Genomic DNA, 24,667 nt, shown 5'->3' on the forward strand with positions numbered 1-24,667 from the left:
GCAGCGGCTCGGCCTGGCCGACCGGTTCCCGGTGGTGTGCTCGGCCCAGCACGAGCCCTACGGCAAGCCGCACCCGGCCGTGTTCCTGAGCGCCGCGGCGCAACTCGGCGTGGCGCCCACCCGCTGCCTGGTGGTGGAGGACTCGGTGCACGGCATGGTGGCGGCGCTGTCGGCCCGGATGCACTGCGTCGTGGTGCCCGACCCCGAACGGTCGAACCCCCGCTTCGCCGCGGCCGACCACGTGCTCGACTCGCTGGAGGGGTTCCCCGCCCTCCTGGAGGAGCATTACTTGGCGTAACCTACGGTCGCTTCGTCGCGCAGGAACCGGGGGGTTGCGATGACACTCGACCGTCGGCTGGAGTCGATCGCGGCCACGGCCGCCCTGGCGCTGGCGGTGACCGGCTGCTGGCCGGCACCGGGGCAGGGGCCCGACCGCGCCGCCTTCAACCCGTTCGAGTCGACCCTCACGGCAGCGAACGTGGCGTCGCTCGCCGAGGCCTGGTCGGCGCCACTGGACGGCCCGATGTTCCAGCCCTTCACCAACCCCGGCGGCGAGATCGTGGTCGGCCACGGTGGCGTCTACGTCGGCGACCGCAAGGGCCTCTACCGCTTCGACGTGGCCGACGGCGCCCGGGCCTGGAAGCGGACCGTGCCCGCCTTCCCGGTCGGGCACGATCCCGAGATCGCCCAGCCGATCGTGGTCGGCGACCGGCTGCTGGTCGGCTACGGCTCGGTCGGCGCCTTCCCCGACGTGGCCCCGGACTGGCGCAGCTGGTGGCTCGACCCCGCGACCGGCGCCACCCTCGCCGACGGCCCCGGCGGTGGAGCCCCGATGGCGGTCCGAGGGTCGCAGGCGGTGCTCGACCTCGCCACCTGCATCGAGCCCCGCATCTGCAGTGGCCGCTCCACGGTGGTCGACCTCGACTCCGGCGGGACGCTGTCGACTGCGGCGATAGGCGTGCACGTGGGCAACTACCAGCCGAGCACGCTGGGCCGCGAGCGCCTCTACCACACCGGCATCGACCTGCAGGCCGTCAGCTCGCGGGTGCAGGCGTTCCCGCTGGTCGCGCCCGGTGAGGCCGCGCCACTGTGGAGCCAGGTGATCGAGCCCCAGACGGGAGCGACCGCGCCGGTGCTCAGCGCCGACGAGTCCACCCTGTTCGTCGGCACCGGGTACGGCGGGACGGGCCACACGATCTACGCCCTCGACACCGCCACCGGGGCGATCGAGTGGACCGCCGATGTCGGCGCCGGCGTGGCCGCCGCGCCCGCGCTCGCCGACGGCCTGCTGTACGTGCCGACCACGGACGGCCACCTCGTGGTCGTCGACGGCGACGGCTGTGGGGCCGCCACCTGCGCGCCGCTGTGGTCGGCGGCGGCGGGCAGCAACATCGGGCAGCAGCCGGCCGTCGCCGGCGGCGTGGTCTACACGGGCTCGTCGGACGGGACGGTGCACGCCTTCGCCGCCGCCGGCTGCGGCGCCGCCACCTGCGCGCCGCTGTGGTCGGCGGCGACCGGCGCCCCCGTCGTCAGCGGCCCGGTCGTGTCCGGTGGCCGCCTCTACGTCGTCAGCGCCACCGACTTCGCCTCCGGCCGCCTCGTCGCCTACGGCCTCACGTGACGAAGTCGATGAGCTCCTCGACCGCGCCGACGAGCGACGGCTCGAGGTCGGCGTAGGACGACACGCGGCCCAGCAGCGTGCGCCAGTAGGCGCCGGTCGTGCGGTCGACGCCCAGCCGGGCCAGCACGCCTTCCTTCCACTGCTCGCCCCGGGGCACCACCGGCCACGCCTCGATGCCGGCCACCCTCGGGCGCACGGCCTCCCACACGTCGACGTACGGCGTGCCCCGCACCAGCACGTACGGGCTGTCGACCGACGCGGCCACCCGGGTCTCCTTGGAGCCGTCGACCAGGTGGTCGAGCAACACGCCCAACCGCCGCTCGGGGCCCGGGCCGAAGTCGGCGACCACCTTGGCCAGGTCGTCCATGCCGTCGAGGCGCTCCACCACCACGCCCTCGACGCGCAGGTCGTCGCCCCACACCTTCTCCACCAGCTCGGCGTCGTGCACGCCCTCCACCAGGATGCGGCTGGCGCGGGCCACCCGGGCCTTGTGGCCGGTCACCGCCCGCGAGCCGGAGGCGGTCCGCTGGCGGGGGCTGCGTACCGGCGTGATCGTGGGTGGCACGAGCGTGACTCGCTCGCCGTCGACCAGGAAGCCGCCCGGATCGGCCCGCAGTAACCGGCGGGCGCCCGAGTGGCGGTCGACCACGGTCACCCCGCCGTGCTCGAAGCGCACCACGGTGCCGTCGACGCCGGTGGCCCGGTGGCGTACCACCAGCCCGGCGTGGCCCTCCACGCTGCGGTACGACGGTGGCTTGCGCCGCCCGCCGTCCAGATCGATGGGTCCGGAGAGAATGCCGTCGCCTGCCATCCTCGGTGAAGTTAGTTCCGCCTGTACCTTCCTCTGGGTGATCTTGGTCGACGCCGACGGTCTGGTCGCCAGCCGACCGGGCAAGCCCCTGTTCGACGGCGTGTCGGTGACCGTGGCGAGCGGCGACCGCCTGGCCGTCGTCGGCCTCAACGGCTGCGGCAAGTCGACCCTGCTGGGCGCCCTGGCCGGCAGCGTCACGCCCGAGGGCGGCAGCGTCCGCCGGGGCCGGGGCACCCGGGTGGTCGTGCTCGACCAGGCGGCGACGCTGCCGCCGGGCACGGTGCGGACCGCGGCCGGCGCCGGCTGGGAGTCGGAGGCCGTCCTCGACCGGCTGGGGATGGGCACCCTGCTCGACGCCGACGTCGGCGCGCTCTCCGGCGGCCAGGCCAAGCGGGTGGCGCTGGCCCGGGCCCTGGTGGCGGTGGGGGAGAGCAGCGAGTTGGACCTGTTGATCCTCGACGAGCCCACCAACCACCTCGACCTCGACGCCATCGCCTGGCTGGAGGACCGCCTGGCGGCGTTCAAGGGCGGCCTGGTGCTGGTCACCCACGACCGCCACGTGCTCGACCGGGTGACCACCCGCATCCTCGAGCTCGACCGGGGCGCCGGCTACCTCCACGACGGCGGCTACGCGTCGTACCTGGCGGCCCGGGCCGAGCGGGCGGAGCGGGAGGTGGTCACCGAGCACAAGCGCCGCAACCTCGCCCGCTCCGAGCTGGCGTGGCTGCGCCGGGGCGCGCCGGCCCGCACCCGCAAGCCCAAGGCCGACGTGGCCTCGGCCCTCGCCGTGGTGGAGGGTGGCCCGCCCCCGTCGGCCCGCCCCGAGGACCTGCCGCTCCACCAGCTCACGTCGACCCCTCGGCTGGGCAACACGGTGGTGGAGCTGCACGGGGTGGGCGACGGCTACGGCGACCACCTGCTGTTCGCCGGGCTCGACCTGTCGCTCGACCCGCGGGCGCGCCTCGGCGTCGTCGGCCCCAACGGCTCGGGCAAGTCGACCCTGCTCGACGTCATCTCGGGGCGCCGGGAGCCGGTGCAGGGCCGGGTCGTCCACGGCTCGACCGTGCGGATCGGCTACTACGACCAGCGGGGCGCCCAGCTGCCGCTCGACCAGCGGGTGCGCGAGGTCGTCGCCGGTCCGACCCGCCAGCCCGACTGGTCGGACGCGGCGCTGCTGGAGCGCTTCTGGTTCGAGTCCGACACGCAGTGGGCGCCGATCGGCCTGCTGTCGGGCGGCGAGCGGCGCCGGCTCCAGCTGGTGCTGGTCCTCCGTCAGGCGCCCAACGTCCTGCTGCTCGACGAGCCCACCAACGACCTCGACCTCGACACCCTCCGGGCGATCGAGGACCTGCTGGAGAGCTGGCCGGGGGCGCTGGTGGTGGTCAGCCACGACCGGGCGTTCCTGGAGCGCACGGTCGAGGACGTGCTGGTGCTCGACGGCCACGGCCGTGCCGGCCCCATCCCGGGTGGCTACGCGGCCTACGAGTCCGAGCGCCGCGCCCTCCACGGTCGCCGGGGCGGCTCGTTGTCGATGGCCACCGGTCGCTCCGAGCCGAAGGCCACGCTCGACCGACCCGACGCCGCGGCGACCGCCACGAAGGCCCGGACGCCCAGCACCCTGCGACACCTGCTGCGGCGGGCCGACAAGGCGGCGGCGACCCTGCGCGACCGCCAGGAGGCGTTGGAGGCCGAGCTGGCCGGCGTCGGCGACGACCGGGTCGCCCTGGCCCGGGTGGGCGAGGAGCTGGCGGAGCTGCAGGCGGCGCTGGAGACCGCCGAGGAGGAGTGGATGGCCCTCGCCGAGGAGGCCGAGGCCGCCGGCGTCAGCTACTGACCCGAAATTTCGACAGAGATGGCGCCATAGCGACCGTTTCTGTCGAAATTTCGCCGGGGGAGCGCCTAGCTGGCGACTTCCTCGTCCTCGTCGTCGTCGCCGACACGCTCGAGCGGCTCCGGCTGGAGCAGGTCGACCACGTCGGACGTGCCGTCGTGGTCGCGGTCGGCGAAGCGGCGCAGGAACTCGTAGCGCTGCAGGGCCGTCACCCGCTGGAGGGCCACCCCGGTCGCCTTCGCCGCGTGCCGCTTGACCCGCTCGAGCAGCCACTCGGCCCAGGCGAACTCGGTGGCCCACACGGCCACGCCCGCCACGATGATCGCCCCGCCGGGCCCGGGCAAGGGGATGAGGATGATGCCCAGCACGACGATGGCCGCGCCCACGAGGAGCACCCCGAGACGACGCGCCGTGCGTAGCACCATACGGCAGAACTGTCCGACCCAGCCCATGCAAGAAAGCTACAAGTCGAATCCCTGAGACCGACATGGGGTATTCCCCCGATCCGACCTACCGGTAGCCTGAACCCATGCTCCTGACCGTCACCGACACCGCTCGGGACAAGATCCTCGAACTGCTGGCCCAGGAAGACGAGCCCGACGACCTCGGCCTGCGCATCGAGGTCACCGGTGTGAGCGGCGTCGACTACACGTACGACCTCACCTTCGACCCGATCGCCGAAGCCGACGTCGATGCCGGCGACGTGGTCGAACGGCTGGGCGAGCTCCCGGTGATCGTGCCGAAGGACAGCATCGACGCGCTGCGCGGCGCCACCCTCGACATCCCCAGCACGAACGGCCAGCAGGGCCTGGTGCTGCGCAACCCCAACCGGCCCGACCCGCTGTCGGGTGAGCACGTCGACCTCACCGGTACCCCGGCCGAGAAGGTGCAGCAGCTGCTCGACGGCCAGATCAACCCGGCGCTCGCCTCGCACGGCGGCTTCGCCCAGCTCGACCGGGTCGAGGGCGAGACCGCCTACGTCACGATGGGCGGCGGCTGCCAGGGTTGCGCGGTGTCGGCGATGACCCTCCGGGAGGGCATCACCCGCTCGATCGTGGAGTCGATCCCCGAGATCACCGAGGTCAAGGACCTCACCGACCACGACATGGGCGAGAACCCGTACTACACGTGACGGCTCCCGGAAGGAAGCCGGATCGCACCCGTTACCTGAACGGCGCCCACTTCGTTGACTTCATGTGACAGGCGCCACCCGACGTTATAGGGTGAACCCGTCACCGCTGGGGGCGACCAGGGGGAGAGGCCCGGGCCGGAGAAATCTGGTCCGGGCCTTGTCGCGTATTCCGGCAGCATCGAGGCCGAAACCGGCCAGGATCTCGTCGGGTTTTCCCTGGGGGATGTAAGTGGTGGGGATGCCCATCACCTCGGTGGCGACCACGCCGTCGGTGAGCTCGCGCACCCGGTCGGCCATCGTCGCCCCGACGCCGCCGTCGCGGTAGCCGTCCTCGACGGTGATCACGAGGCGGTGGTGGGCGGCGTCGGCCAGCATCTCCTCGTCGAGCGGCTTGACCACCCGCACGTCCCAGACCGAGGCGTCGATGCCGTCGTCGGCCAGCAACCGGGCGGCGTCACGGGCGGCCCCCAGCATCTTGCCGACGGCGAGGATGCACAGGTCGTGGCCCGAGCGGACCTTGCGGGCGGAGAGGCCCGAGCCGTGCTCGTCGTCGGTCGGGTCGTCGACCGGCATCGTCTTGGGCCAGCGGATGGCGGCGGGGCCGTCGACGCACAGCTCCAGGGCGTCGTGCAGCATCACGCCGATCTCGCGGTACGACGAGGGGGCGAAGATCGTCATCCCCGGCACCTTCGAGCACAGCACCATGTCGAGCACGCCGTGGTGGCTGGCGCCGTCGTCACCGGTGATCCCGGCCCGGTCGATGCAGAACACCACCGGCTGGCCGTGCAGGCCGACGTCGAGGTTCACCTGGTCGAAGGCCCGGGTGAGGAACGTGGAGTACAGGGCGACGACCGGGCGCAGGCCGCCCATCGCCATCCCGGCGGCCGCGGTGACGGCGTGCTGCTCGGCGATGCCGACGTCGAGGAAGCGGTCCGGGAAGCGGTCCTTGAACGGCAGCAGGCCCGTGGAGTCGGGCATCGCCGCGGTGATCGCCACCAGCTCGGGCCGGTGGTCGGCCTCCTTCACGATCGCCTCGGTGAACGCCGCCGTGAAGCTGCCCGGCTTGGCGTCGGACATGTCGTGGAGCCGCTTGATCGGGTCGTTCTCGGCGGGCGCGTAGCCCCGGCCCTTCTGGGTGAGCACGTGGACCACGATCGGGCCGTCGTACTGGGCGGCGTTGGCCAGGGCCTTCTCGAGCCCGGCGATATCGTGGCCGTCGAACGGGCCGGTGTAGCGGACGCCCAGCATCTCGAAGAACGCCGGCGGCTCGAACATCTCGCGCAGGCCCGCCAGCGCCCCGTCGAAGCCCCGCTCCGCGAGCTCACCTACCAGCGGCAGGTCCCGCAGCACCTTCTCGAGCCGGGCCCGGTTGCGCAGGTACGTGGGGTTGACCCGGATGCGGGCCAGGCTCTCGCTCAGCTTCGACACCGTGGGCGCGTAGGAGCGGCCGTTGTCGTTGAGCACCAGCACCGCCCGGGCCCCGGAGTGGCCCAGGTTGTTGAGCCCCTCGAACGCCATGCCGCCGGTCATCGAGCCGTCGCCCACCACGGCCACGATCGTGCGGTCGTCGCGCCCGGACACCTGGTTGGCGACGGCCAGCCCGTGGGCGTAGCTGACGATCGTGGAGGCGTGGCTGTTCTCGATCCAGTCGTGCGGCGACTCGGCGCGCGACGGGTAGCCGGACAGCCCGCCGGTCTGGCGCAGCGACGCGAAGTCGTCCTTGCGCCCGGTGACGATCTTGTGGACGTACGCCTGGTGGCCCGTATCCCACAGGAGCACGTCGTTGGGGGAGTCGAACACCCGGTGCAGCGCCAGGGTCAGCTCGACGACGCCGAGGTTCGAGCCGAGGTGGCCGCCGGTGCGCGACACGGCATCGACGATGTGCGTGCGGATCTCGCCGGCCAGCTCGTCGAGCTGTGCGTAGCTGAGGTCCCTCAGGTCGGACGGGTCATTGATGGATTCCAAGACCATGCTGTCTCTCCGAGCTATGTGACCTGAGCGGACGGGCCCGACTTGTCCAGGCCAGAAAACGCTACTTCTCGCGGCGACACCGCGTTCAGCCGACCACGGCGGGTGAGCCGGGGACCGCGAGGCGACGGCTCGTCCACCACTTGGTGCCCAGCCACGCCACGCCGAACCCGCAGGCGAGGCCGAGAAGCCCGCCCAGCCCGTCGATCCAGTAGTGGTTGGCCGTCACCATGATGTCGAACAAAGTGAACGCCGGGTACGCGACCGCCAGTGCTTTCGCCCAGCGGCGGCGCAGCATCGGCACCAGCACGAGGGCGCACCACGTCGACCAGCCGATGTGCATGCTGGGCATGGCGGCGTACTGGTTCGACACCGAGGCCATCTCGTCGCTGCCGAACGACGCCCAGCCGCCGTACACGTCGACCGTGTCGACGTAGCCGAACTCGTCGCACGGCGGGGTGCCGGCGTCGAAGGGCAGGCTCTGAGCGCTCGGTCCGTACACCTGGCAGCCGCCGTAGACGCCGGGGTCGTCGAGCAGGCGGGGCGGCATCAGCGAGAACGAGGCGAAGCCGACGAGCGCGAGCAGCGTCGTCGCCGCCAGGGTGTTGCGCCACAGGCGGTAGCGCCAGGGCTGGCGGCGGAACATCAGGACCAGGGCGATCGACGTGATCACGAAGTGGCCCAGGCCGTACCACACGTTCCAGAAGCGGATGAGGCCGTGACCGGGCAGGCGGAGGTACCACTGCTGCAGGTCGGCCTCGAAGTAGAGGTGCAGGTTGCGCTCGAGCTGGATGATGGCCTTGCCGTGGTTGAGCGCGGTCTCGGCGGGCAGGAAGCCGCCGTCGCCCGAGCCGAACTGGTTCCGCACCGCCGAGTAGGCGATGTACACGAGCACGATGTAGAGGACCTCGTGCCACCAGGCGAGCTTGAGGTCGGCGGCGCTGGGTCGTCCGGTCGACGTGTCGTCCCCGCCGTCGGCCGCTGCGCTCGTCTTCTCTACTGTGGTCATGCCGCGATGGGGGTGCTGACGGGCTCGCTCGCCCGGGAACCGCCACCGGCCGCGAACGCCGGGGCGCCCAGCAGGCTCACCCCGAGGTTGAGCAGGTAGAGCAGCAGGCCCAGGGCGATCGCCTGCTCCTGCGCCACGCCCAGCGGCCCGAGGAAGAGCACGAACGCCCCCTCGCGCACGCCCAGCCCGGAGATCGTGGGCACCGGCATCACCTGGGCGATCAGCACGGCCGGGAAGAACGCCAGCAGCGCGGTCAGTCCGGCGGGCTTGAGGCCCAGGGCGTGCGATGCAGCGAGCGCGGCCAGCACGAGGGCGAGCTGGTAGGCGAAGCCGGCCAGCAGGACGTTGGCCGCGGCGCGCGGCTGCTCGCGCAACCGGGTGACACCGAGGTGGACGGCGCCGGCGAAGCGCCGCCAACCCTGGTTGGCGCCGAAACGGCCGCCGATGCGCTGGCTGGCGACGGCGACGAGCAGGCCCACGAGCAGCAGCAGCGTGCCGAAGGCGATCGCGAGGGCGATGCCGGTGGCCTCGCCGAGGTGGCGCAGGCCCGGGTTCACGGCGAAGCCGAAGATGGTGATGACCGGCAGCACCAGCCAGCCGGTCATGCGTTCGAGCACCACCGATGCGAACGTGCCGGGCGACTCGCCGGTGTCCTTCGACAGCCGGCTCACCCGCAGCACGTCGCCGCCGATGGTGGTGGGCAGCACGTTGGAGACGAACTGGCCGGCCAGGTAGTGGCGGACGAGGCGGCGCAGGTCGGTGTGGATCTCGAGGGCGTCGAGCACCTTCTGCCACCGCAGGGCGGAGAGCACGAAGCCGACCAGCGTGAGCGCGGCGGCGAGCGTCAGCCACAGGACGGTGGCCACGGTCCACTCGGGCACCAGCACGCCCCAGTCGAACGAGGGGACGTTCGCGATCAGGACGGCCAGCATCACGAGGCTCACCAGGATCCTCAGCCCCATCGATACTGCCTGCTTGCGCATCACGTCACCTCCCCACCCCGCGTCGGCCCTCACTCGTTGGCCAGGTGTTCACCGAGTGTACGACCGGTTTAGCCGCGCCACGGCTGGAGAAAGCGTCAGCTGCACTTCGCGAGGAACTGATCCACCGCCACCACCACGCGGGTCACCTTGCCGGCGGCGACGAGGCCGCGGTCGTCGTTGGCGGAGACCGTGAAGGTCAGTCGCCGACCCTCGACCCTCTCCAGCGTCGCTTCGGCGGTGATCGAGCAGCCCACCGCGGTGGGCGCGAGGTGGTCGAGCTGCACCCGCATCCCGACGGTCGTGTGACCCTCGGGGATCAGGCCGGCGACGGCGTCGAGCGACGCCTCCTCGCACAGCGCGATGAGTCGCGGCGTGGCCAGCACCGCGACTTCTCCCGAGTGCAGCGCCACCGCCGTATCGTCCGGTCCCACCCTCAAGACGACCTTGGCGGCAAGTCCAGGTTGCAGAGGCACCCGGGTACAGTACGCAGCCAGGTCTCCGGCGGGCGAAAGCCTCCGTTGGCGTGCCCGCTCCGGACCTTCTCGAACCCCAAATGAACCCGGAAGTAGAGGTCGCGCCGGTGCTCGAGGAAGCTGTGATCCAACGAACCCTCGGTGCCGCGTTGCGCACCGGAGGCGACTTCGCCGAGGTGTTCGTCGAGGACAAGCGGTCGTCGTCGGCCATGTTCGACGACGGGCGCGTCGAGGAGCTGTCGTCCGGTCGAGACCGTGGCGCCGGCATCCGGGTGGTCGTCGGTGACACCACCGGGTTCGCCCACACCGCCGACCTCTCGGAGGGCGGCCTGCGGTCGGCCGCCGAGGCTGCGGCTGCGGCCGCTCGTGGCGGTGGCGGCGGGGTCCGCACCGTCGAGCTGACCCGGCAGGAGACCACGCCGCCCAACCCGGTCGGGGTGTACCCGGAGTCGGTGGGCAAGGGCACGAAGGTCGAGCTGCTGCGCCGGGCCGACGAGGCCGCCCGCTCCGAGGGCGGGTCGATCAAGCAGGTCCGGGCCCGCTACGGCGACTCCCGCCGCCAGATCCTGGTGGCCAACAGCGACGGCCTCCTCGCCGGCGACGACCAGGTGCGCACGCTGTTCGTGGTGTCCACCGTGGCGTTCGGCGACACCGGCATGCAGACCGGCTACGAGTCGGTCGGGCGCACGGTCGGCTTCGAGCTGTTCGACACCTACGAGGTCGAGGACATCGCCCGCACGTCGGCCCGCCGGGCCATCACCAAGCTCGACGCCCGCCCGGCGCCGTCGGGCACGCTGCCGGTGGTCATCGGCCCCGGGGGCGGCGGCGTGCTGTTCCACGAGGCCTGCGGGCACGGGCTGGAGAAGGACCTGGTCGACAAGGGTGCCTCCGTGTTCAAGGGGCGGATGGGCCAGCAGGTGGCGTCGCCGCTGGTCACGCTGGTCGACGACGGCACGATGGCCGAGGAGTGGGGCGCCTACGGCATCGACGACGAGGGCACGCCGGCCCAGCGCAACGTCCTCATCCAGGACGGCGTGCTGACCGACTACATGTGGGACTTCCTGCGCTCCCGCAAGGCAGGGCGGCAGCTGTCGGGCAACGGCCGCCGGCAGAGCTACCAGCACCTGCCGATGGTGCGGATGACCAACACCTACATGCTCGGCGGCAAGGACGACCCCGCGTCGATCGTCGCCTCCACCGAGAACGGCGTCTACGTGTCGCACCTGGGCGGCGGGCAGGTGAACACGGCGTCGGGCGACTTCGTGTTCGGCATGACCGAGGCCTACCTGATCGAGGACGGCAAGATCACCGACCCGATCCGGGAGGGCAACCTGATCGGCAACGGCCCCAAGGTGCTCACCGAGATCGACGCCGTGGGCAACGACTTCGCCATGGGAAGCCCGGGGATGTGCGGCAAGGACGGCCAGGGCGTCCCCGTGGGCGACGGCGTCCCCACCCTGCGGGTGCAGGCGCTGACCGTCGGCGGCACCGCAGCATGAGCTCGGGTTCGGGAGATCTCTACGACGTCGCGGACCTCGTGGTCGGGGCGGCCGAGGGCAGTGAGCAGGTCGAGGCGTACGTCACCCACTCGCGGGAGACCCAGATCCGGGTCTACGAGGGCGAGGTGGAGCAGCTGTCGGTGGCCGAGACCCTGGGCGTCGGCGTGCGGATCGTGCGCGACGGGCGCCAGGGGTTCGCCTACTGCGGCACCTTCGACGCCGACTCGGTGCGCGAGGCCGTGGCCGACGCCCGCGACAACGCCGCCTTCGCCGAGCCCGACGAGTTCGCGGGCGTGGGCTCGCCGGACAGCGTCGAGCCGGCCGACCTCGACCTGTGGCGCTCCGAGCTGCTCGACGTGCCCACCGACCGCAAGGTGGCGATCGCCGTCGAGCTGGAGCAGGCCGTGCGGGCCGCCGACGGTCGCATCACCGGCGTCGAGTCGTGCGACTACGGCGACACCGCCGGCGAGGTGGTGGTGGCCACGTCGACGGGGATCCGCCGCTCGGCCCGCACCACCGGCAGTCAGCTCATCGCCTTCGCCCTGGCCGACGACGGCGATGCGGGGAGCAGCCAGACCGGCTTCGGCTTCTCGCTGGGCCGCACGTTCGACGACCTCGACGTCGGGGTCGCCGCCGGTGACGCCGCCCGCCGGGCCACCCGGATGCTGGGCGCCACCAAGCCGAAGTCCGACCGGCTGACCGTGGTGCTCGACCCCTGGGTGTCGGCGCAGCTGCTGGGCATCGTCGCCGGCACCCTGTCGGCCGAGGAGGTCGTGAAGGGCCGCTCGCTGTTCGCCGAACGGGTCGGCGAGGAGGTGGCGATGCCTGCCTTCACCCTGGTGGAGGACGCCACCGACGCGCGGTCGTGGGGTGCGACGCCCATCGACGACGAGGGCCTCGCCACCCGGCGGGTGCCGCTGATCTCCGGTGGGGTCCTCGACGGGTTCGTCCACTCCACCTGGACGGCCCGGCGCATGGGCACGGCGTCGACGGGCTCGGCGGTGCGGGGCGGCTTCAAGTCGACGCCCAACGCCGACTGCCGGTCGGTCTCGCTGGTGCCGGGGTCGGTCGGGCCGGAGGAGCTGATCGCCGGCATCGACGACGGCATCCTCGTGCAGGAGGTCTCGGGCCTCCACTCGGGCGTCAACCCGGTCTCGGGCGATCTGTCCACGGGGGCGGAGGGGCTGCGCATCCGGGGTGGGGCGGTGGCCGAGCCGCTGCGGGAGTTCACGCTGGCGTCGACGCTGCAGCGGCTGCTGCACGACGTGGTGGCCATCGGCAGCGACCTCACCTGGCTGCCGATGAGCGCCGCGGGCCTCACGCTGGTCATCGCCGACGTGTCCATCTCGGGCCAGTAGCCCGTGGCGCCGCCGGGTTCGTCGTCGCTGGATCTGGCGCGCCGCATCGCGGGCGCTGCCGAGCCGGGGGAGGAGATCGAGGCGTTCGTCAGCTCGGGCTCCGTCACCCGGGTGCGGGTGCACGGGGGCGAGGTCGAGTCGCTGACGCAGGCGTCGTCGGCGGGGATCGGCGTGCGGGTGGTGCGCGACAAGCGGCAGGGGTTCGCCTGGGCCGCCTCCCACGACGAGGTGGTCGCCCGGGAGGCCCTGGACGAGGCCCGTGACAACGCCACCTACGCCGAGCCCGACGAGTGGCTGGGGCTGGCGGTGCCGGACGGCGTCGTCGCTCCGGACGTGGAGCTGTGGCGCGCCGGGCTCGCCGACCTGTCGACCGACCGCAAGGTCGAGCTGGCGCTGGAGCTGGAGGCGGCCGTGCTGGCGGGCGACCCGCGGGTGGTCGGGGTGCGCACCGCGATGTGGGGTGACGGCGTGGGCGAGGGTGCGGTCGTCACGTCCACGGGGATCGAGGCCTGGGGGCGGGCGACGTCGTGCCACCTGTCGGTGAGCGCCCTGGCCTCGGCGGACGGGGAGACCAAGACCGGTCACGGCGTGTCGGTGGGGCGCTCTCCGGAAGATGTCGACCTGGCCGTGGCGGCGGCCGATGCGGTCGAGCGCTCCACCCGCCTGCTGGGCGCGGTGCAGCCGTCGTCGGGCATGGTGACCCTGGTGCTGGAGCCGCAGATGGCGGCGACGCTGTTCGGGATCGTGGGCGGGATGCTGGGCGGCGAGGCCGTCGCGAAGGGGCGCTCGCCGTTCGCCGATCGGGTGGGCGACACGATCGCATCGCCGCTGGTGGTCCTGGTGGACGACCCGACCGACCCGCTGTCGCTGGGCGCCGACCCCCACGACGGCGAGGGCCTGGCCACCCGGCGGGTGCCGCTGATCTCCGGTGGGGTGCTCGAGGGCTTCCTCCACAACACGTACACGGGGCGGCGCGCGGGGGTCGCTTCGACGGCCTCGGCGGTGCGGGGCTACCGGTCGACGCCGGGGGCCGGTGCGTCGGCGCTGGCGCTGGCACCGGGGTCCGGGTCCATGTCGGAGCTGGTGGCGGGAGTCGACCTCGGCGTGCTCGTGCAGTCGATGAGCGGCCTGCACTCGGGGGTGAACCCGACGTCCGGCGACTTCTCCGTGGGGGTGGAGGGGCTGATGATCCGGGGTGGTGCGCTGGCCGAGCCGATACGCGAGGCGACGCTGGCGTCGACGATCCAGCGGCTGTTGCTCGACGTCCGCGCGGTCGGTGGGGAGCGGGAGTGGACGCCCGGAGGTACCGCGGCGTCGCCTGTGGTTATCGACGCTGTCACCCTGAGTGGCCTCTGAGCGCCGCCTAAGATGCGGCGTCCGCAGCGCCCCACACCGTGCGGGGGGCGCGTGATCCGCTCTGGTTGGGACCGTGTCGATCGTTCACGCCATCGTTCTAGGCATCGTGCAGGGGCTCGCCGAGTACCTGCCCATCTCGTCGTCAGGTCACCTGATCATCGTCCCGTGGCTGTTCGGCTGGGAGGACTTCGCCAACGACGAGTCGCTCCAGAAGACGTTCGACGTGGCCCTGCACCTGGGGACGCTGGCGGGCGCGGTCATGTACTTCCGGTCGGACATCCGCCGCTTGGTACGGGCTGCCATCCTCGACCCGAAGCGCAAGGACGGCCGGCTGGCCTGGCTCATCGCCCTGTCGGCGGTGCCGGCGGCGGTCATCGGCGCCCTGCTCGCAGACCCGATCGAGGAGCGCACCGACCAGCTCGGCACGATCGCGGTGATGCTCATCCTCGGCGCCCTGGCGCTGGCCTGGGCCGACGGAGCCCGGGGCAAGCGCACGGTCGACGAGGTGACCACCCGGGACTCGCTGATCATCGGCTTCGGCCAGGCGCTGGCGCTGCAGCCGGGCGTGTCGCGGTCGGGTGTGACGATGACGATCGGTCGTTTCCTGGGGTTGGGGCGTGACGCCGCGGCCCGCTTCGCCTTCCTCATGAGCCTGCCGGTCACGGCCGGCGCGCTGGTCTACAAGGCGATCGACGTGCGCGGCGACGGCGGCATCCCCGACGACCTGCGCGGCGCCTTCGCCGCCGGCATCCTCTCCTCCGCGGTCACCGGCTACATCGCCGTCTGGGGCACGCTCAAGCTGGTCCGCAGCCGCTCCTTCGCGCCTTTCGTCCTCTACCGCATCATCCTCGGCACCACCATCCTCGGCATCCTCGCCACGTCCTGGCGCTAACCGCCCCCGGCCGGCCGGGGTCAGGCGCCGGTGAGGGTCAGGACGACGGCTCCCTGCGTCACCACCTGGGCGACCGCCGACACCATCGCCGCCGGCACCGCCACGGTCACGGCCTCTTCCGTCACGTCGACGACGACCGCCCGCTCCACCAACGGCACGACGCTGCCGGCCGTGTCGCGATCCTCTTCTTCCTCCTCCGTTCCCTCGACCGGCGGCTCGGGCTCGACCTCGGTCAGCGGGACTTCGAGCGCGAGCACGGCGAGCACGTCGACGCGGTCGCCGACCTGGAGCGGCGGTCGGGCTGCGGGACCGACGGGTAGCGCCACCGCCCGTGCGCCGTCGGGCACCAGGGCGGCGATGCCGGTGAGCCCGTCGGGTGCCAGGCGGCTGCCGACCAGCGCCTCGCCGGCCGCCACGGGGTAGCGGACCACCGAGCCCACGGGCACCTCGTCGAGCGCCGCCGGCGCCACGGCCGCCGACGCCACCTCCCGCAGCTCCACCGAGTCGCCCTCCACCACCTGCCCCGGCGGCAGGTCACGCCGGGCGACGGCGACGACCCGGGTGTCGGTCCACCGCTGCCGCGCCGCGTCCATCGCCCGGAACTGCGTCACGAACACCAGGCAGGTCAGCAGCACCACAGCCACGACGACCACCCGCCGGGCCCGACGCCGCCCCGCCATCCGACGGGCCCGGACCATCAACACGAAGGGAGTAGCACGAGTCAGCACACATGCTACGTTAGCTCATATGTTTTCGGGGGTTTTCAGGATTCTCCGGCGCTACTGGCTGTCAATCAGGCTCCGGCAGCAGCTCGATGGCGCGGAACAGCACGTCGCGGACGCGCTCGGCGTTGCGGGCGAGGGTGGCGAACACCTCGTCCATCGTCACGGGCTCCACGCCCGCGATGCCGACGAGGCCCGCGTCGTAGTCGGTGATCAGGGCGATGCCCGCGTAGGGGATCTCCAGCTCGGCGGCCAGCACCGCCTCGGGCATCTGCGTCATGTTCACCACGTGCCAGCCCTGGCCGGAGTACCAGCGAGACTCGGCCCCGGTCGAGAAGCGGGGCCCGTTGATCACCACCACCGTGCCGGCCTCGTGCACGGTCACGCCCTCGGCACGGCAGGCCGCGATCGCCGCCGCTCGCAGCGCCGGGTCGTAGGGGTCGGCGAAGGTCACGTGGTTGATCTCCGGCCCGTCGAAGTAGCTGGTCGCTCGCCCCCAGGTCCGGTCGAAGATCTGGTCGACCACCACGAACTCCTCGGGGTGGATGTCCGGCTGCAGAGAGCCCGACGCGCACGGGGCGAAGATCCCCTGCACGCCCACGTGGTGCAGCGCCCAGAGGTTGGCGCGGTAGGGCACCAGGTGCGGTGGCAACGTGTGGCCCACGCCGTGGCGGGGGAGGAAGGCGACCCGTCGTCCGCCCACCTCGCCGATCGTGAGGGGCGCCGACGGCGAGCCGTACGGGGTCTCGATCTCCAGCTCGGTGACGTCGTCGAGCAGCGAGTAGAGGCCCGATCCGCCGATGACGCCGATGTCGGCCTGCGGTGCGTCTCCCGTCGCCGGGCTCAAGCCGACTTCGCCTCGCTCCCGCTCGTGGAGCCGGAGCTGCTGCCGCCGTCCGAGGAGGACGACGACGACTTGTCGGAGGACGACGACTTGTCGGACGAGGACGACTTGTCGGACGAGGACGACGACGAGCTATCCGACGAGCCGTTGTCCGACGAGGACGACGACTCGCTGCCGGTGCTCGACGCCACCTTCGAACCCGAGCTCGACCCCGACCGGCTGTCGGTCTTGTAGAAGCCGCTGCCCTTGAAGGAGATGCCTATCGAACCGAACACCTTGCGAAGGGTGCCCTCGCAGTTGGGGCATTCGGTCAGCGCATCGTCGCTGAACGACTGCACGACCTCGAGATGCTCGCCACAGTCCTTGCAGCGATATTCGTACGTAGGCATGTCTGCTCCGGTTGGCCTTCTTCTCGTCACCCAGCAGTCGCGATGCGCGAGTGCCAATGGTACCGGCCGCGCGTTCACCAAGACGAGGTGGACGACGCCACGCGGGATTTAGCATCGCCCCTCGTGTCTGTCGTCGCCATCGCCGCGGTCGTGGCCGCCTACCTCCTGGGCACGTTCCCGAGCGCGCTGCTGGCGGGCCGGCGTCGAGGTGTCGACCCCACGCAGTCGGGCTCGGGCAACCCCGGGACCACCAACGTCCTGCGCACAGCGGGGCGTCAGGCGGCCGCGCTCACGCTGGTCGGCGACCTCGGCAAGGGTGTCGTCGCTGCGGCCCTGGGCTGGGCGGTCGGCGGGCACGGCCTCGGGGTCGCCTGTGGTGTCGCCGCCGTCGTCGGCCACGTCGCGCCCGTCACGCGGGGCTTCCGTGGCGGCAAGGGCGTCGCCACCGGAGCCGGGATGCTGCTGGTCCTCTACCCCCTGCTGGTGCTCGTCGCCGCGCTCGCGTTCGCGATGGCCTTCGCGGTCACTCGCATCATCTCGGTCGGGTCGCTCACGGCCGCCGTGACGGTGCCCGTCGCGGCGGCGATCGGCGGAGTCCCTGGTCGGGAGCTGGCGGGTCTGGTGGTGTGTGGGGTGCTGGTCGTCGGGCGGCACGCCGACAACATCCGACGAATCGCGAGGGGGCAGGAGCCGGGCGCTACTTTGCGCAGATGACCAGAGTCAGGAAGGCGGTCATCCCTGCGGCCGGCCTGGGCACTCGTTTCCTCCCTGCGACCAAGGCGCAGCCGAAGGAGATGTTGCCGGTGGTCGACAAACCGGCCATCCAGTACGTGGTCGAGGAGGCCGTGAAGGCCGGCATCGACGACATCCTCATCATCACCGGCCGAGGCAAACGCAGCCTGGAAGACCACTTCGACCGCTCGATCGAGCTGGAGGTGTCGCTCGAGGCCTCGGGCAAGTTCGACCTGCTGGCCGACGTCCGCCGCCTGGCCGAGCTCGCCGACATCCACTACGTGCGCCAGGGCGAGGCGCTCGGCCTCGGTCACGCCGTCTCCGTGGCCCGCAAGCACGTCGGCGACGAACCGTTCGCCGTCCTGCTGGGCGACGACATCATGGACGAGCGCTCCACGGTGCTGCAGGAGATGATCGCCGCCTTCCAGCGCCGGCAGGCGTCGGTGATCGCCATCAAGGCGTTCCCCCGCGAGGAGGTCAAGTACTACGGCTGCATCGAGGCCGACGAGGAGCCGGACGGCCTGATGAACGTCCACAGCATCGTCGAGAAGCCGCAGCCCGAGGACGCCCCGTCGGAGCTGGCGGTGATGGGCCGCTACGTGTTCACGCCGGAGATCTTCGAGGCCATCGCCCGCACCAAGCCCGGCGTCGGCGGCGAGATCCAGCTCACCGATGCCATCGGGGCGCTGCTGAGCGACCAGTCGGTGTTCGGCTACGTGTTCGAGCACGGGCGCTTCGACATCGGCAAGAAGCTCGACTACCTCCGGGCCACCGTCGAGCTCGCCCTCGACCGCGACGACCTCGGCCCCGAGTTCGCCGAGTTCCTCACCGAGATCGTCAAACGCCGCGGCCTGGTGTGAGTCCGATGCCCCCCACCCCCACCCCCACCCCCACCCGAACCCCCCACCGAAATTGCGTTCGAAAACCCGCACATAGCGGTCAGATAAGCGCAATTTCGAGATGATCGCTCTCGAGGAGGCGCTGGCGACGGTGCTCGCCGGCTGTGAGCCCCTGTCGCCTCAGGTCGTCGGGCTCGACCGGGCGGGTGGGTGCGTCCTGGCGGGTGACGACGTCGTGGCGGCGGTGGCGGTGCCGCCGTTCGCCAACTCGGCCATGGACGGATACGCCGTGCGGGCCGCCGACGTCGCCGAGGTACCGGTGCGGCTGCCGGTGGTCGCCGAGGTGGCGGCGGGCCATCCGGTCGATCGGGAGCTGCGGCCGGGCGAGGCCATGCGGATCTTCACCGGCGCCCCGGTCCCCGCCGGCGCCGACGCCATCGTCATGGTCGAGGAGACCGAGCGCCTCGACGGCGGCTCGACGGTCGAGCTGCGGGCCTCCCCGGCGCCCGGCCAGCACGTCCGCCCGGTCGGCGACGACGTGACGCCGGGCGACGTGGTCGCCACCGCCGGCGAGGAGCTGACGCCGGGCCGCCTCGGGCTGCTCCGCTCGGTCGGGGTCTTCGAGGTGTCGGTGCGGCCCCGCCCCCGGGTGGGCGTGATCTCCACGGGCGACGAGCTGGTCCAGGGCGACGAGCCCCTGCAACCGGGCCAGATCCGCGACACCAACCGTCCCGTGCTGCTGGGCCTGGTGGAGCTGGCCGGCGCCGTGCCGGTCGACCTGGGCCACGCCCCCGACGACGCCGATGCCATCCGTGACGCCCTCACCGCCGCGGCCGCGTCGTGCGACGCCGTCATCACCACCGGCGGCGTGTCGATGGGCGACACCGACCTGGTGAAGGTCGTGCTCGACGAGCTGGCGGGCCCGGGTGGCATGCGCTGGATGCAGATCGCCATCCGTCCGGCGAAGCCGCTGGCGTTCGGCCGAGTCGGTGGCGCAGGCCGGGCCGACGAGCGCCGGGTGCCCGTGTTCGGCCTGCCCGGCAACCCCGTGTCGTCGATGGTCAGCTTCGAGCTGTTCGCCCGCCCCGGGCTGCGACGGCTGGCAGGGCACCCTGACGACCGCCTGTCACGCCCCCGGCTGGCGGGGGTGGCGGCCGAGCCGTTGCGACGGCGGTCCGACGGCAAGGTCCAGTTCGTGCGGGTCGAGGCGTCGGTCCACGACGGCACCATCCAGGTGCGGATCGCCGGCGGGCAAGGTTCGCACCAGCTCAGCGCCATGGCCCGGGCCAACGGTCTGGCCGTGCTGCCCGACGGCCCCGGTGTCGACGCCGGCGAGCGCGTCGACGTCATCGTCATCGGCGATCTCCCGGCCTGACCTCGAACAACGTCACGTAGGCTGGCGCCATGACAGGGCAGCCGCTGGTGGACGGGTTCGGGCGGGTCCACCGTGACCTGCGGATCTCCGTCACCGATCGCTGCAACTTCCGCTGCACCTACTGCATGCCGGCCGAGGGGATGCAGTGGCTGCCCCGGGAGCAGCTGCTCACCTTCGAGGAGATGACCCGCATCGCCCGGGTCTGCGTCGACGTCCTCGGGATCGACGCCATCCGCCTGACCGGCGGCGAGCCGACGGTGCGGGCCCACCTGCCGGTGCTGGTTCGCCAGCTGGCGGAGCTGCGGACGGGCGACGGCGCCGCGGCGCGCCCCCTCGACCTGGCGCTGACCACCAACGGCGTCACCCTGCGGACGCTGGCCGGCGACCTGCACGACGCCGGCCTCGACCGGGTCAACATCTCGCTCGACACCCTCCGCTCCGACCGCTTCCTCGAGCTGACCCGCCGTGACCAGCTCGCCTCCGTCCTCGACGGCATCGACGCCGCGGTCGACGCCGGCTTCAGCCCGGTGAAGGTCAACACCGTGGTGATGCGGGGCGTCAACGACGACGAGCTGGTGGAGCTGGCGGCCTTCGGTCGGGAGCGGGGCGTCGTCGTGCGGTTCATCGAGTGGATGCCCCTCGACGCCGACAACCGCTGGGAGGGCGACGCCGTCGTCGGCCAGGACGAGATCGTCGCCGCCATCCACGCCGTCTTCCCGCTCGACCCGGTGGTGCGGGGGAGTGCGCCTGCCGAGCGCTTCGTCTACCGCGACGGTGGGGGCGAGATCGGCGTCATCCCGTCGGTCACCCATCCGTTCTGCGCCACGTGCGACCGCATCCGCCTTACCGCCGACGGCCAGCTGCGGGCGTGCCTGTTCTCCGTCGACGAGATCGACCTGCGGGCGCTGCTGCGGTCCGGCGCCGACGACGACCAGCTCGCCGACGCCGTGCGGGCGTGCGTGGCGGCCAAGTGGGCAGGGCACATGATCGGGCAGGCGACGTTCATCCGACCGCGTCGCAGCATGAGCCAGATCGGCGGCTGACGGGCCCTCCCGCCGAACTGCCCTGACGGCAGGGTCAAGGCGATGTCATGCGTGGTCTAGGCTCTGGCGCATGTCGGACCACGGGCTCACGCACCTCGACCCGCTCGGCCGGGCCCGGATGGTCGATGTGACACCGAAGGACCCGTCCCATCGCAGGGCTGTCGCCCGGGGGCGCGTCCACATGGAGGCCGAGACGGCGTCCCTGGTGGCACGGGGAGCGATCACCAAGGGCGACGTCCTCGCCGTGGCGCGCATCGCCGGCATCCAGGCCGCCAAGCGCACGCCCGACCTCATCCCGCTGTGCCACCCGCTGCTGGTGGGCTCGGTGCTGGTGAACTTCCGCATCGAGGACGACTACATCGAGGTCGAGGCGCAGGTCGAGACCGTCGACCGCACCGGTGTCGAGATGGAGGCCCTCACCGCCTGTTCGGTGGCGTGCCTGAGCATCTACGACATGTGCAAGTCGGTCGACCGCGCGATGGTGATCGGCCAGATCGCGCTGTGGGAGAAGACGGGCGGCCGCAGCGGCCCGTACCGGCGCAGCGACGTCGTCGGCGCCGACCTCGACCTGTAGTTAAGTAGGTCGTGGCGGCTTGCCGCCCTCGACGCCATTTGGGGCGGCGGCGGGGTGGTTGGCACGGGTCGAGGGTTCGCCCCTTCGGGGGCACCCGCTGGGGGCGAGAGCCCAGGTCGGCGACCATCCACCAACCTCCGGATAACGACTCCTACAGTCGGCCCGAAGGGAAGGTTGGTAGGAGCTGATCGTGCAATGGCTGTTGGTTCTCTCAGTGCTATGGGGAGCGGTGCTGATCCCTCCCTGGATCGCCGACCGACGTCGCGACCGGCCTGTGCAGACGATGGCGTCGTTCCACAAGCGGCTCTGGCAGCTGGAGCAGCTCGAGCAGGCGCCCTACGCCTCGCCGGTGCTCGTCCACGGCGATCACTCCCATCACGGCGGCTACGCCGACCCCGCTGAGCACGACATGGACGACGACGACCACGCCCACGACCACGATGACGGCTTGCCTGGCGCAACTGGCGGCGCCGCAGGTGCCGGCGTCAGCCGTGCTGCCCTGCGGCGCCGCCGCCAGGTGTTCTTCTGCCTGTTCGCCGCCGTCGTCGTGAGCCTGGGCGTGCTGGTCGGGTTGCGGAGCAGCACGGTGCTCTACGTGCACATCGGGTCGCTGGTGCTGTTCACTGGCTACGTGACCCTTCTGGTCCGACATCATCAGCGAGCGACCGAGCAAGTCTCCAAGGTGCGGTACCTGTCGCCGATCCGTGCACCACGGCCGGCAGTTGTGGTGCTGCGCAGTGGCACCGCGCGCTGACCTCATCGCCCAGGTCGAGGGCATCAGGCAGAACCTCGACCGGGCCAACCAGGCGCGGGAGGCCGCGCTGCCGGCGTGCCGCAGGGTGATCCGGGCGGCAGGGTCGTCGATCCGGGCCGTCCACCGGCAGAACCCCACGGCCGCGCTCGAGCTGGCGGCCGAGTCCGAGTCGGAGCTGCGCTACGCCCAGCAGGTGTTGGCGTCGTTCCCGGCCGTGGCGAACGCCGGCTTCCTGCACGACGCCGAGAAGGAGTACGTCGAGGCCCGGGCGGTGGCGGCGTTGGTCGCCGGCGGCTCGGTGCCGGGCCCGACCGACCTGGGCGTCTCGCCGGCGGCGTGGATGCGAGGGCTGGCCGAGGCGGCGAGCGAGCTGCGGCGCTACCTGCTCGACCGGCTGCGGGCGGGGGAGCTGGAGCTGAGCGAGACGCTGCTGGCGGCGATGGACGACGTGTACGACGCCCTGGTGGTGGTCGACTACCCCGATGCGTTGACCAACGGCCTCCGCCGCACCCTCGACGCCCTGCGTGCGGTGCTCGAACGCACCCGCGGCGACGTCACCACCACGATGCTCCAGGTGCGCCTGCAACGTGCCGTCGAGCAGCGTGGGCTATCCTGACCTCTCCCTTCGGGGGTGTAGCTCAGCTGGCTAGAGCACTTCGGTCGCATCGAAGGGGCCGTGGGTTCGAATCCCATCACCTCCACCATGGCGGTCCTATTCAAACCGTGGCCCGAAAGGGCAACGGTGAGTAGGTCTGCCTTGGGTTTCCGGGTGAGATCGACGACAGTTCCGTCGCGGTCCCCGATGCTGCTGTCGTCGCGGCTTCCTTGAGACGTGGTCCCTACCCCGTCTCGCTGGACGGTGAAGAGTTCCCGGAACGGCTCGTTGATATCGGCTTCCTCGATGCCATCCTCCCCGACATACAGGCGCCTGAAAAAGGCCTGGTTGAGCAACCGCCGACCATTGTCGGTGGACTGGCGGTAGAGCTCCTGAAGGTTGTCTAGGAGGGCCAGAGCGGCTTCCAACAGGGCTACGCCGACGTCGAGCCGTATGTCGACGTCGCCGAGATCCTCCTGGAGCTTTGTGCGCTGTTCCTGGATCCGGTGAAGTCGTTGACGGACCTTGGTCTGCGGCACGCCACCGTCGGCGGCGAGGTCCAGCAGGTTCTCCTCTTGAACCTCGAGCTTCGCCAACTGAGCCGTGAGCTGTTGCTGCAGGAGTCTGGCGGCCTGATCGCGATCATCGAGCGCGGACTGCATGACAGCCCGAACCTGGGCCGTAAACGAAGGCTCCGCTTCCAGCTGGGCGTATAGGTCGAGATAGTGGCGCAGTACAGCGTCCTCGACCACGTACATGTCCCGATGAGGGTCGGAACAAGCGTGGGTCCGCCGGGCGGGGCAGAAAAAATAGAAGTACGCCCCGCCGTTTCCCTTGGCGCAGGTGATGACCATGCGGGACTCGTGGCCGTCTTCCTTGTGGCAGCGCCAACACCACAGCGAACCCTTCAGATAGTGATGGTGGACCCGTCGGCGCTCGCCAGCGGTGGACTTGGATTCGAGCACGAGTTGCACCCGGTCGAAGAGCTCAGGTGTAACCAGTGGCGGGTGCCGACCCTCGTACTCGACTCCCTGGTAGGTGACGTAGCCGAGGTAATAGCGATCACGAAGCAGGTCGGCCAGCTTTGAGTCAGAGATCGGTCCCGCCGGATACCGGCCGGGCCGAGTTCGCAGCCCCCTGATGGTCAGCTCATCGGCCAGGCCCTGCAAGGTGTAGTCACCGGTCACGAACAGCTCGAACGCCAGGCTGATATACGGCGCTCGATCCGGGTCGAGAGCAACGGTGCGGATCTCGCGGCCCTCAAATGTCTCCCGAACGTTCTGGTAGCCGATCTTGGCTCGGCCGAGCGTGCCGCCGTTCTTGGCCTTCTGGCCCATCTTGTAGCGGATGTCGGCGCCGTCTTCGGCGGAGCGGTACTCATTGAAGCTGGCCAGCAGCCCATGCATGAGCTGGCCAACCGGCGTTTCGTCGATGTTCTCGGTGGCCGATATGAGCGTCACCTTGAGTTGCCGCAGCTCCATGACGACGACGGCGTCGTCGAAACGGTTGCGGTTCATTCGCGACAGTTTGTAGACGATGACGTACTGGACGTCCCGCTCATCCCGGATGCGCTGGAGCATCGCTTGGAAAGCAGGTCGCTTGTCCATCTCCCGGCCGGACCGCCCAGGCTCGATGTACTCGTCGGCAATCTCGACACCCATCTGCGCGGCCTTGCGCTGGCATGCCTCCCGCTGCGCTGGGATCGACAGGCCCTCAGGGTCGTAGTCGGTCTTGACCTGTCCGGGTGTGCTCACCCGGAGATAGAGAACGGCCCGCGGTGGGCCGTTCTGTGTCATGAAAGCGATGGATGCTGGCATGTGGGTCATAGCGCGGCTCCGTCCAGGTCGAGAAACGATGTCGGCTGTCG

Annotated in this window: 24 protein-coding genes, 1 tRNA gene and 1 pseudogene; 17 read left to right on the forward strand and 9 right to left on the reverse strand. The window is 71.4% G+C overall.

Annotation, left to right across the window (positions count from 1 at the left end):
* Together VK611_24690 and VK611_24695 are read left to right on the forward strand one after the other, a co-directional pair.
* The coding region (locus VK611_24690) for an HAD-IA family hydrolase (protein HMG44556.1) at positions 1 to 298 on the forward strand (298 nt) is incomplete at its 5' end.
* Between the two features lie 39 nt (positions 299 to 337).
* Positions 338 to 1,621, forward strand: a complete 1,284-nt coding sequence (locus tag VK611_24695) for a PQQ-binding-like beta-propeller repeat protein (GenBank protein ID HMG44557.1) — start codon at positions 338 to 340, stop codon at positions 1,619 to 1,621.
* Here VK611_24695 and VK611_24700 read toward each other — a convergent pair.
* A complete protein-coding gene (locus VK611_24700; GenBank protein ID HMG44558.1) occupies positions 1,614 to 2,432 on the reverse strand; it encodes a DUF3097 family protein in 819 nt (272 codons plus the stop codon). The two genes, VK611_24695 and VK611_24700, sit on opposite strands and share 8 nt — an antisense overlap.
* Positions 2,433 to 2,469: 37 nt before the next feature.
* On the opposite strand from VK611_24700, the gene VK611_24705 reads away from it, so the two are divergent.
* Positions 2,470 to 4,266, forward strand: coding sequence for an ABC-F family ATP-binding cassette domain-containing protein (locus VK611_24705; GenBank protein ID HMG44559.1), 1,797 nt, complete (start codon positions 2,470 to 2,472; stop codon positions 4,264 to 4,266).
* A 65-nt stretch (positions 4,267 to 4,331) separates the two neighbouring features.
* Here the strand turns inward: VK611_24705 and VK611_24710 are convergent, their stop codons facing one another.
* Positions 4,332 to 4,688, reverse strand: a complete 357-nt coding sequence (locus VK611_24710) for a PGPGW domain-containing protein (protein HMG44560.1) — start codon at positions 4,686 to 4,688, stop codon at positions 4,332 to 4,334.
* A 104-nt stretch (positions 4,689 to 4,792) separates the two neighbouring features.
* Here VK611_24710 and VK611_24715 point away from each other — a divergent pair, with 104 nt between their 5' ends.
* Positions 4,793 to 5,395 (forward strand): NifU family protein, encoded by a 603-nt coding sequence (locus VK611_24715; protein ID HMG44561.1) that lies wholly within the window; start codon positions 4,793 to 4,795, stop codon positions 5,393 to 5,395.
* An 84-nt stretch (positions 5,396 to 5,479) separates the two neighbouring features.
* Here the strand turns inward: VK611_24715 and dxs are convergent, their stop codons facing one another.
* From dxs to VK611_24735, 4 genes are all read right to left on the reverse strand, one after another.
* The gene (dxs, locus tag VK611_24720) at positions 5,480 to 7,366 is read right to left on the reverse strand and encodes a 1-deoxy-D-xylulose-5-phosphate synthase (protein ID HMG44562.1); all 1,887 of its coding nucleotides are present in this window, start codon (positions 7,364 to 7,366) and stop codon (positions 5,480 to 5,482) included.
* A gap of 85 nt (positions 7,367 to 7,451) precedes the next feature.
* Positions 7,452 to 8,372, reverse strand: a complete 921-nt coding sequence (locus VK611_24725) for a phosphatase PAP2 family protein (GenBank protein ID HMG44563.1) — start codon at positions 8,370 to 8,372, stop codon at positions 7,452 to 7,454.
* Positions 8,369 to 9,334 carry a lysylphosphatidylglycerol synthase transmembrane domain-containing protein gene (locus VK611_24730; GenBank protein HMG44564.1) on the reverse strand — a complete coding sequence of 322 codons (966 nt, stop codon included), beginning with the start codon at positions 9,332 to 9,334 and terminating at the stop codon, positions 8,369 to 8,371. Before VK611_24730 ends, VK611_24725 begins: the two co-directional genes overlap by 4 nt.
* A 116-nt stretch (positions 9,335 to 9,450) precedes the next feature.
* A complete protein-coding gene (locus VK611_24735) occupies positions 9,451 to 9,786 on the reverse strand; it encodes a hotdog domain-containing protein (protein HMG44565.1) in 336 nt (111 codons plus the stop codon).
* Positions 9,787 to 9,950: 164 nt separating this feature from the next.
* On the opposite strand from VK611_24735, the gene VK611_24740 reads away from it, so the two are divergent.
* The 4 genes from VK611_24740 (at position 9,951) to VK611_24755 (ending at position 14,933) form a co-directional block, all read left to right on the forward strand.
* The gene (locus tag VK611_24740; GenBank protein HMG44566.1) at positions 9,951 to 11,327 is read left to right on the forward strand and encodes a TldD/PmbA family protein; all 1,377 of its coding nucleotides are present in this window, start codon (positions 9,951 to 9,953) and stop codon (positions 11,325 to 11,327) included.
* A complete protein-coding gene (locus tag VK611_24745) occupies positions 11,324 to 12,685 on the forward strand; it encodes a TldD/PmbA family protein (GenBank protein HMG44567.1) in 1,362 nt (453 codons plus the stop codon). The genes VK611_24740 and VK611_24745 overlap by 4 nt, the downstream gene beginning before the upstream one ends.
* Before the next feature lie 3 nt (positions 12,686 to 12,688).
* Positions 12,689 to 14,041: a TldD/PmbA family protein gene (locus VK611_24750; GenBank protein ID HMG44568.1), complete on the forward strand. Its 1,353-nt coding sequence runs from the start codon at positions 12,689 to 12,691 to the stop codon at positions 14,039 to 14,041.
* Positions 14,042 to 14,114: 73 nt separating this feature from the next.
* Positions 14,115 to 14,933 (forward strand): undecaprenyl-diphosphate phosphatase, encoded by an 819-nt coding sequence (locus VK611_24755; GenBank protein ID HMG44569.1) that lies wholly within the window; start codon positions 14,115 to 14,117, stop codon positions 14,931 to 14,933.
* Positions 14,934 to 14,953: 20 nt separating this feature from the next.
* On the opposite strand, the gene VK611_24760 is transcribed toward VK611_24755, so the two are convergent.
* Entirely contained in the window at positions 14,954 to 15,631 is a 678-nt protein-coding gene (locus tag VK611_24760; GenBank protein HMG44570.1) for an SAF domain-containing protein, read from the reverse strand.
* A gap of 91 nt (positions 15,632 to 15,722) precedes the next feature.
* Complete coding sequence (locus VK611_24765) at positions 15,723 to 16,502, reverse strand: S-methyl-5'-thioadenosine phosphorylase (protein ID HMG44571.1); 780 nt, start codon at positions 16,500 to 16,502, stop codon at positions 15,723 to 15,725.
* Positions 16,503 to 16,526: 24 nt separating this feature from the next.
* Here VK611_24765 and VK611_24770 point away from each other — a divergent pair, with 24 nt between their 5' ends.
* Positions 16,527 to 16,733 (forward strand): hypothetical protein, encoded by a 207-nt coding sequence (locus tag VK611_24770; protein ID HMG44572.1) that lies wholly within the window; start codon positions 16,527 to 16,529, stop codon positions 16,731 to 16,733.
* Between the two features lie 14 nt (positions 16,734 to 16,747).
* Here VK611_24770 and VK611_24775 read toward each other — a convergent pair.
* Positions 16,748 to 16,888: pseudogene (locus VK611_24775) on the reverse strand (FmdB family zinc ribbon protein).
* Positions 16,889 to 17,011: 123 nt separating this feature from the next.
* On the opposite strand from VK611_24775, the gene plsY reads away from it, so the two are divergent.
* The 8 genes from plsY to VK611_24815 all read left to right on the forward strand — a co-directional run bounded on the left by plsY (position 17,012) and on the right by VK611_24815 (position 22,909).
* Positions 17,012 to 17,602: a glycerol-3-phosphate 1-O-acyltransferase PlsY gene (gene plsY, locus VK611_24780; GenBank protein HMG44573.1), complete on the forward strand. Its 591-nt coding sequence runs from the start codon at positions 17,012 to 17,014 to the stop codon at positions 17,600 to 17,602.
* Entirely contained in the window at positions 17,599 to 18,480 is an 882-nt protein-coding gene (gene galU / locus VK611_24785; protein ID HMG44574.1) for a UTP--glucose-1-phosphate uridylyltransferase GalU, read from the forward strand. The genes plsY and galU overlap by 4 nt, the downstream gene beginning before the upstream one ends.
* 100 nt (positions 18,481 to 18,580) lie before the next feature.
* Positions 18,581 to 19,834 carry a gephyrin-like molybdotransferase Glp gene (glp, locus tag VK611_24790; protein ID HMG44575.1) on the forward strand — a complete coding sequence of 418 codons (1,254 nt, stop codon included), beginning with the start codon at positions 18,581 to 18,583 and terminating at the stop codon, positions 19,832 to 19,834.
* A 29-nt stretch (positions 19,835 to 19,863) separates the two neighbouring features.
* Positions 19,864 to 20,877, forward strand: a complete 1,014-nt coding sequence (moaA, locus tag VK611_24795) for a GTP 3',8-cyclase MoaA (protein HMG44576.1) — start codon at positions 19,864 to 19,866, stop codon at positions 20,875 to 20,877.
* 70 nt (positions 20,878 to 20,947) lie between these two features.
* A complete protein-coding gene (gene moaC, locus VK611_24800; protein HMG44577.1) occupies positions 20,948 to 21,451 on the forward strand; it encodes a cyclic pyranopterin monophosphate synthase MoaC in 504 nt (167 codons plus the stop codon).
* Between the two features lie 190 nt (positions 21,452 to 21,641).
* On the forward strand, positions 21,642 to 22,205 hold the full coding sequence (locus VK611_24805; GenBank protein HMG44578.1) for a hypothetical protein: 564 nt from the start codon (positions 21,642 to 21,644) through the stop codon (positions 22,203 to 22,205).
* Positions 22,189 to 22,821 carry a hypothetical protein gene (locus VK611_24810; GenBank protein HMG44579.1) on the forward strand — a complete coding sequence of 211 codons (633 nt, stop codon included), beginning with the start codon at positions 22,189 to 22,191 and terminating at the stop codon, positions 22,819 to 22,821. Before VK611_24805 ends, VK611_24810 begins: the two co-directional genes overlap by 17 nt.
* 11 nt (positions 22,822 to 22,832) lie before the next feature.
* A tRNA-Ala gene (locus VK611_24815) sits at positions 22,833 to 22,909 on the forward strand.
* Positions 22,910 to 24,667: the final 1,758 nt, after the last annotated feature.

The organism is Acidimicrobiales bacterium (assembly GCA_035316325.1).
Taxonomy (GTDB): Bacteria; Actinomycetota; Acidimicrobiia; order Acidimicrobiales; family VFJN01; genus DASXTK01.

Excerpts from the sequence above, each read along its gene's own strand:
- VK611_24715 (HMG44561.1), top strand. The coding sequence starts at position 4,793 with ATGCTCCTGACCGTCACCGACACCGCTCGGGACAAGATCCTCGAACTG.
- glp (HMG44575.1), top strand. The coding sequence starts at position 18,581 with ATGATCGCTCTCGAGGAGGCGCTGGCGACGGTGCTCGCCGGCTGTGAG.
- VK611_24695 (HMG44557.1), top strand. The coding sequence starts at position 338 with ATGACACTCGACCGTCGGCTGGAGTCGATCGCGGCCACGGCCGCCCTG.
- VK611_24700 (HMG44558.1), bottom strand. The coding sequence starts at position 2,432 with ATGGCAGGCGACGGCATTCTCTCCGGACCCATCGATCTGGACGGCGGG.
- galU (HMG44574.1), top strand. The coding sequence starts at position 17,599 with ATGACCAGAGTCAGGAAGGCGGTCATCCCTGCGGCCGGCCTGGGCACT.
- dxs (HMG44562.1), bottom strand. The coding sequence starts at position 7,366 with ATGGTCTTGGAATCCATCAATGACCCGTCCGACCTGAGGGACCTCAGC.
- VK611_24710 (HMG44560.1), bottom strand. The coding sequence starts at position 4,688 with ATGGTGCTACGCACGGCGCGTCGTCTCGGGGTGCTCCTCGTGGGCGCG.
- VK611_24745 (HMG44567.1), top strand. The coding sequence starts at position 11,324 with ATGAGCTCGGGTTCGGGAGATCTCTACGACGTCGCGGACCTCGTGGTC.
- VK611_24725 (HMG44563.1), bottom strand. The coding sequence starts at position 8,372 with ATGACCACAGTAGAGAAGACGAGCGCAGCGGCCGACGGCGGGGACGAC.
- VK611_24760 (HMG44570.1), bottom strand. The coding sequence starts at position 15,631 with ATGGTCCGGGCCCGTCGGATGGCGGGGCGGCGTCGGGCCCGGCGGGTG.
- VK611_24730 (HMG44564.1), bottom strand. The coding sequence starts at position 9,334 with ATGGGGCTGAGGATCCTGGTGAGCCTCGTGATGCTGGCCGTCCTGATC.
- moaC (HMG44577.1), top strand. The coding sequence starts at position 20,948 with ATGTCGGACCACGGGCTCACGCACCTCGACCCGCTCGGCCGGGCCCGG.
- moaA (HMG44576.1), top strand. The coding sequence starts at position 19,864 with ATGACAGGGCAGCCGCTGGTGGACGGGTTCGGGCGGGTCCACCGTGAC.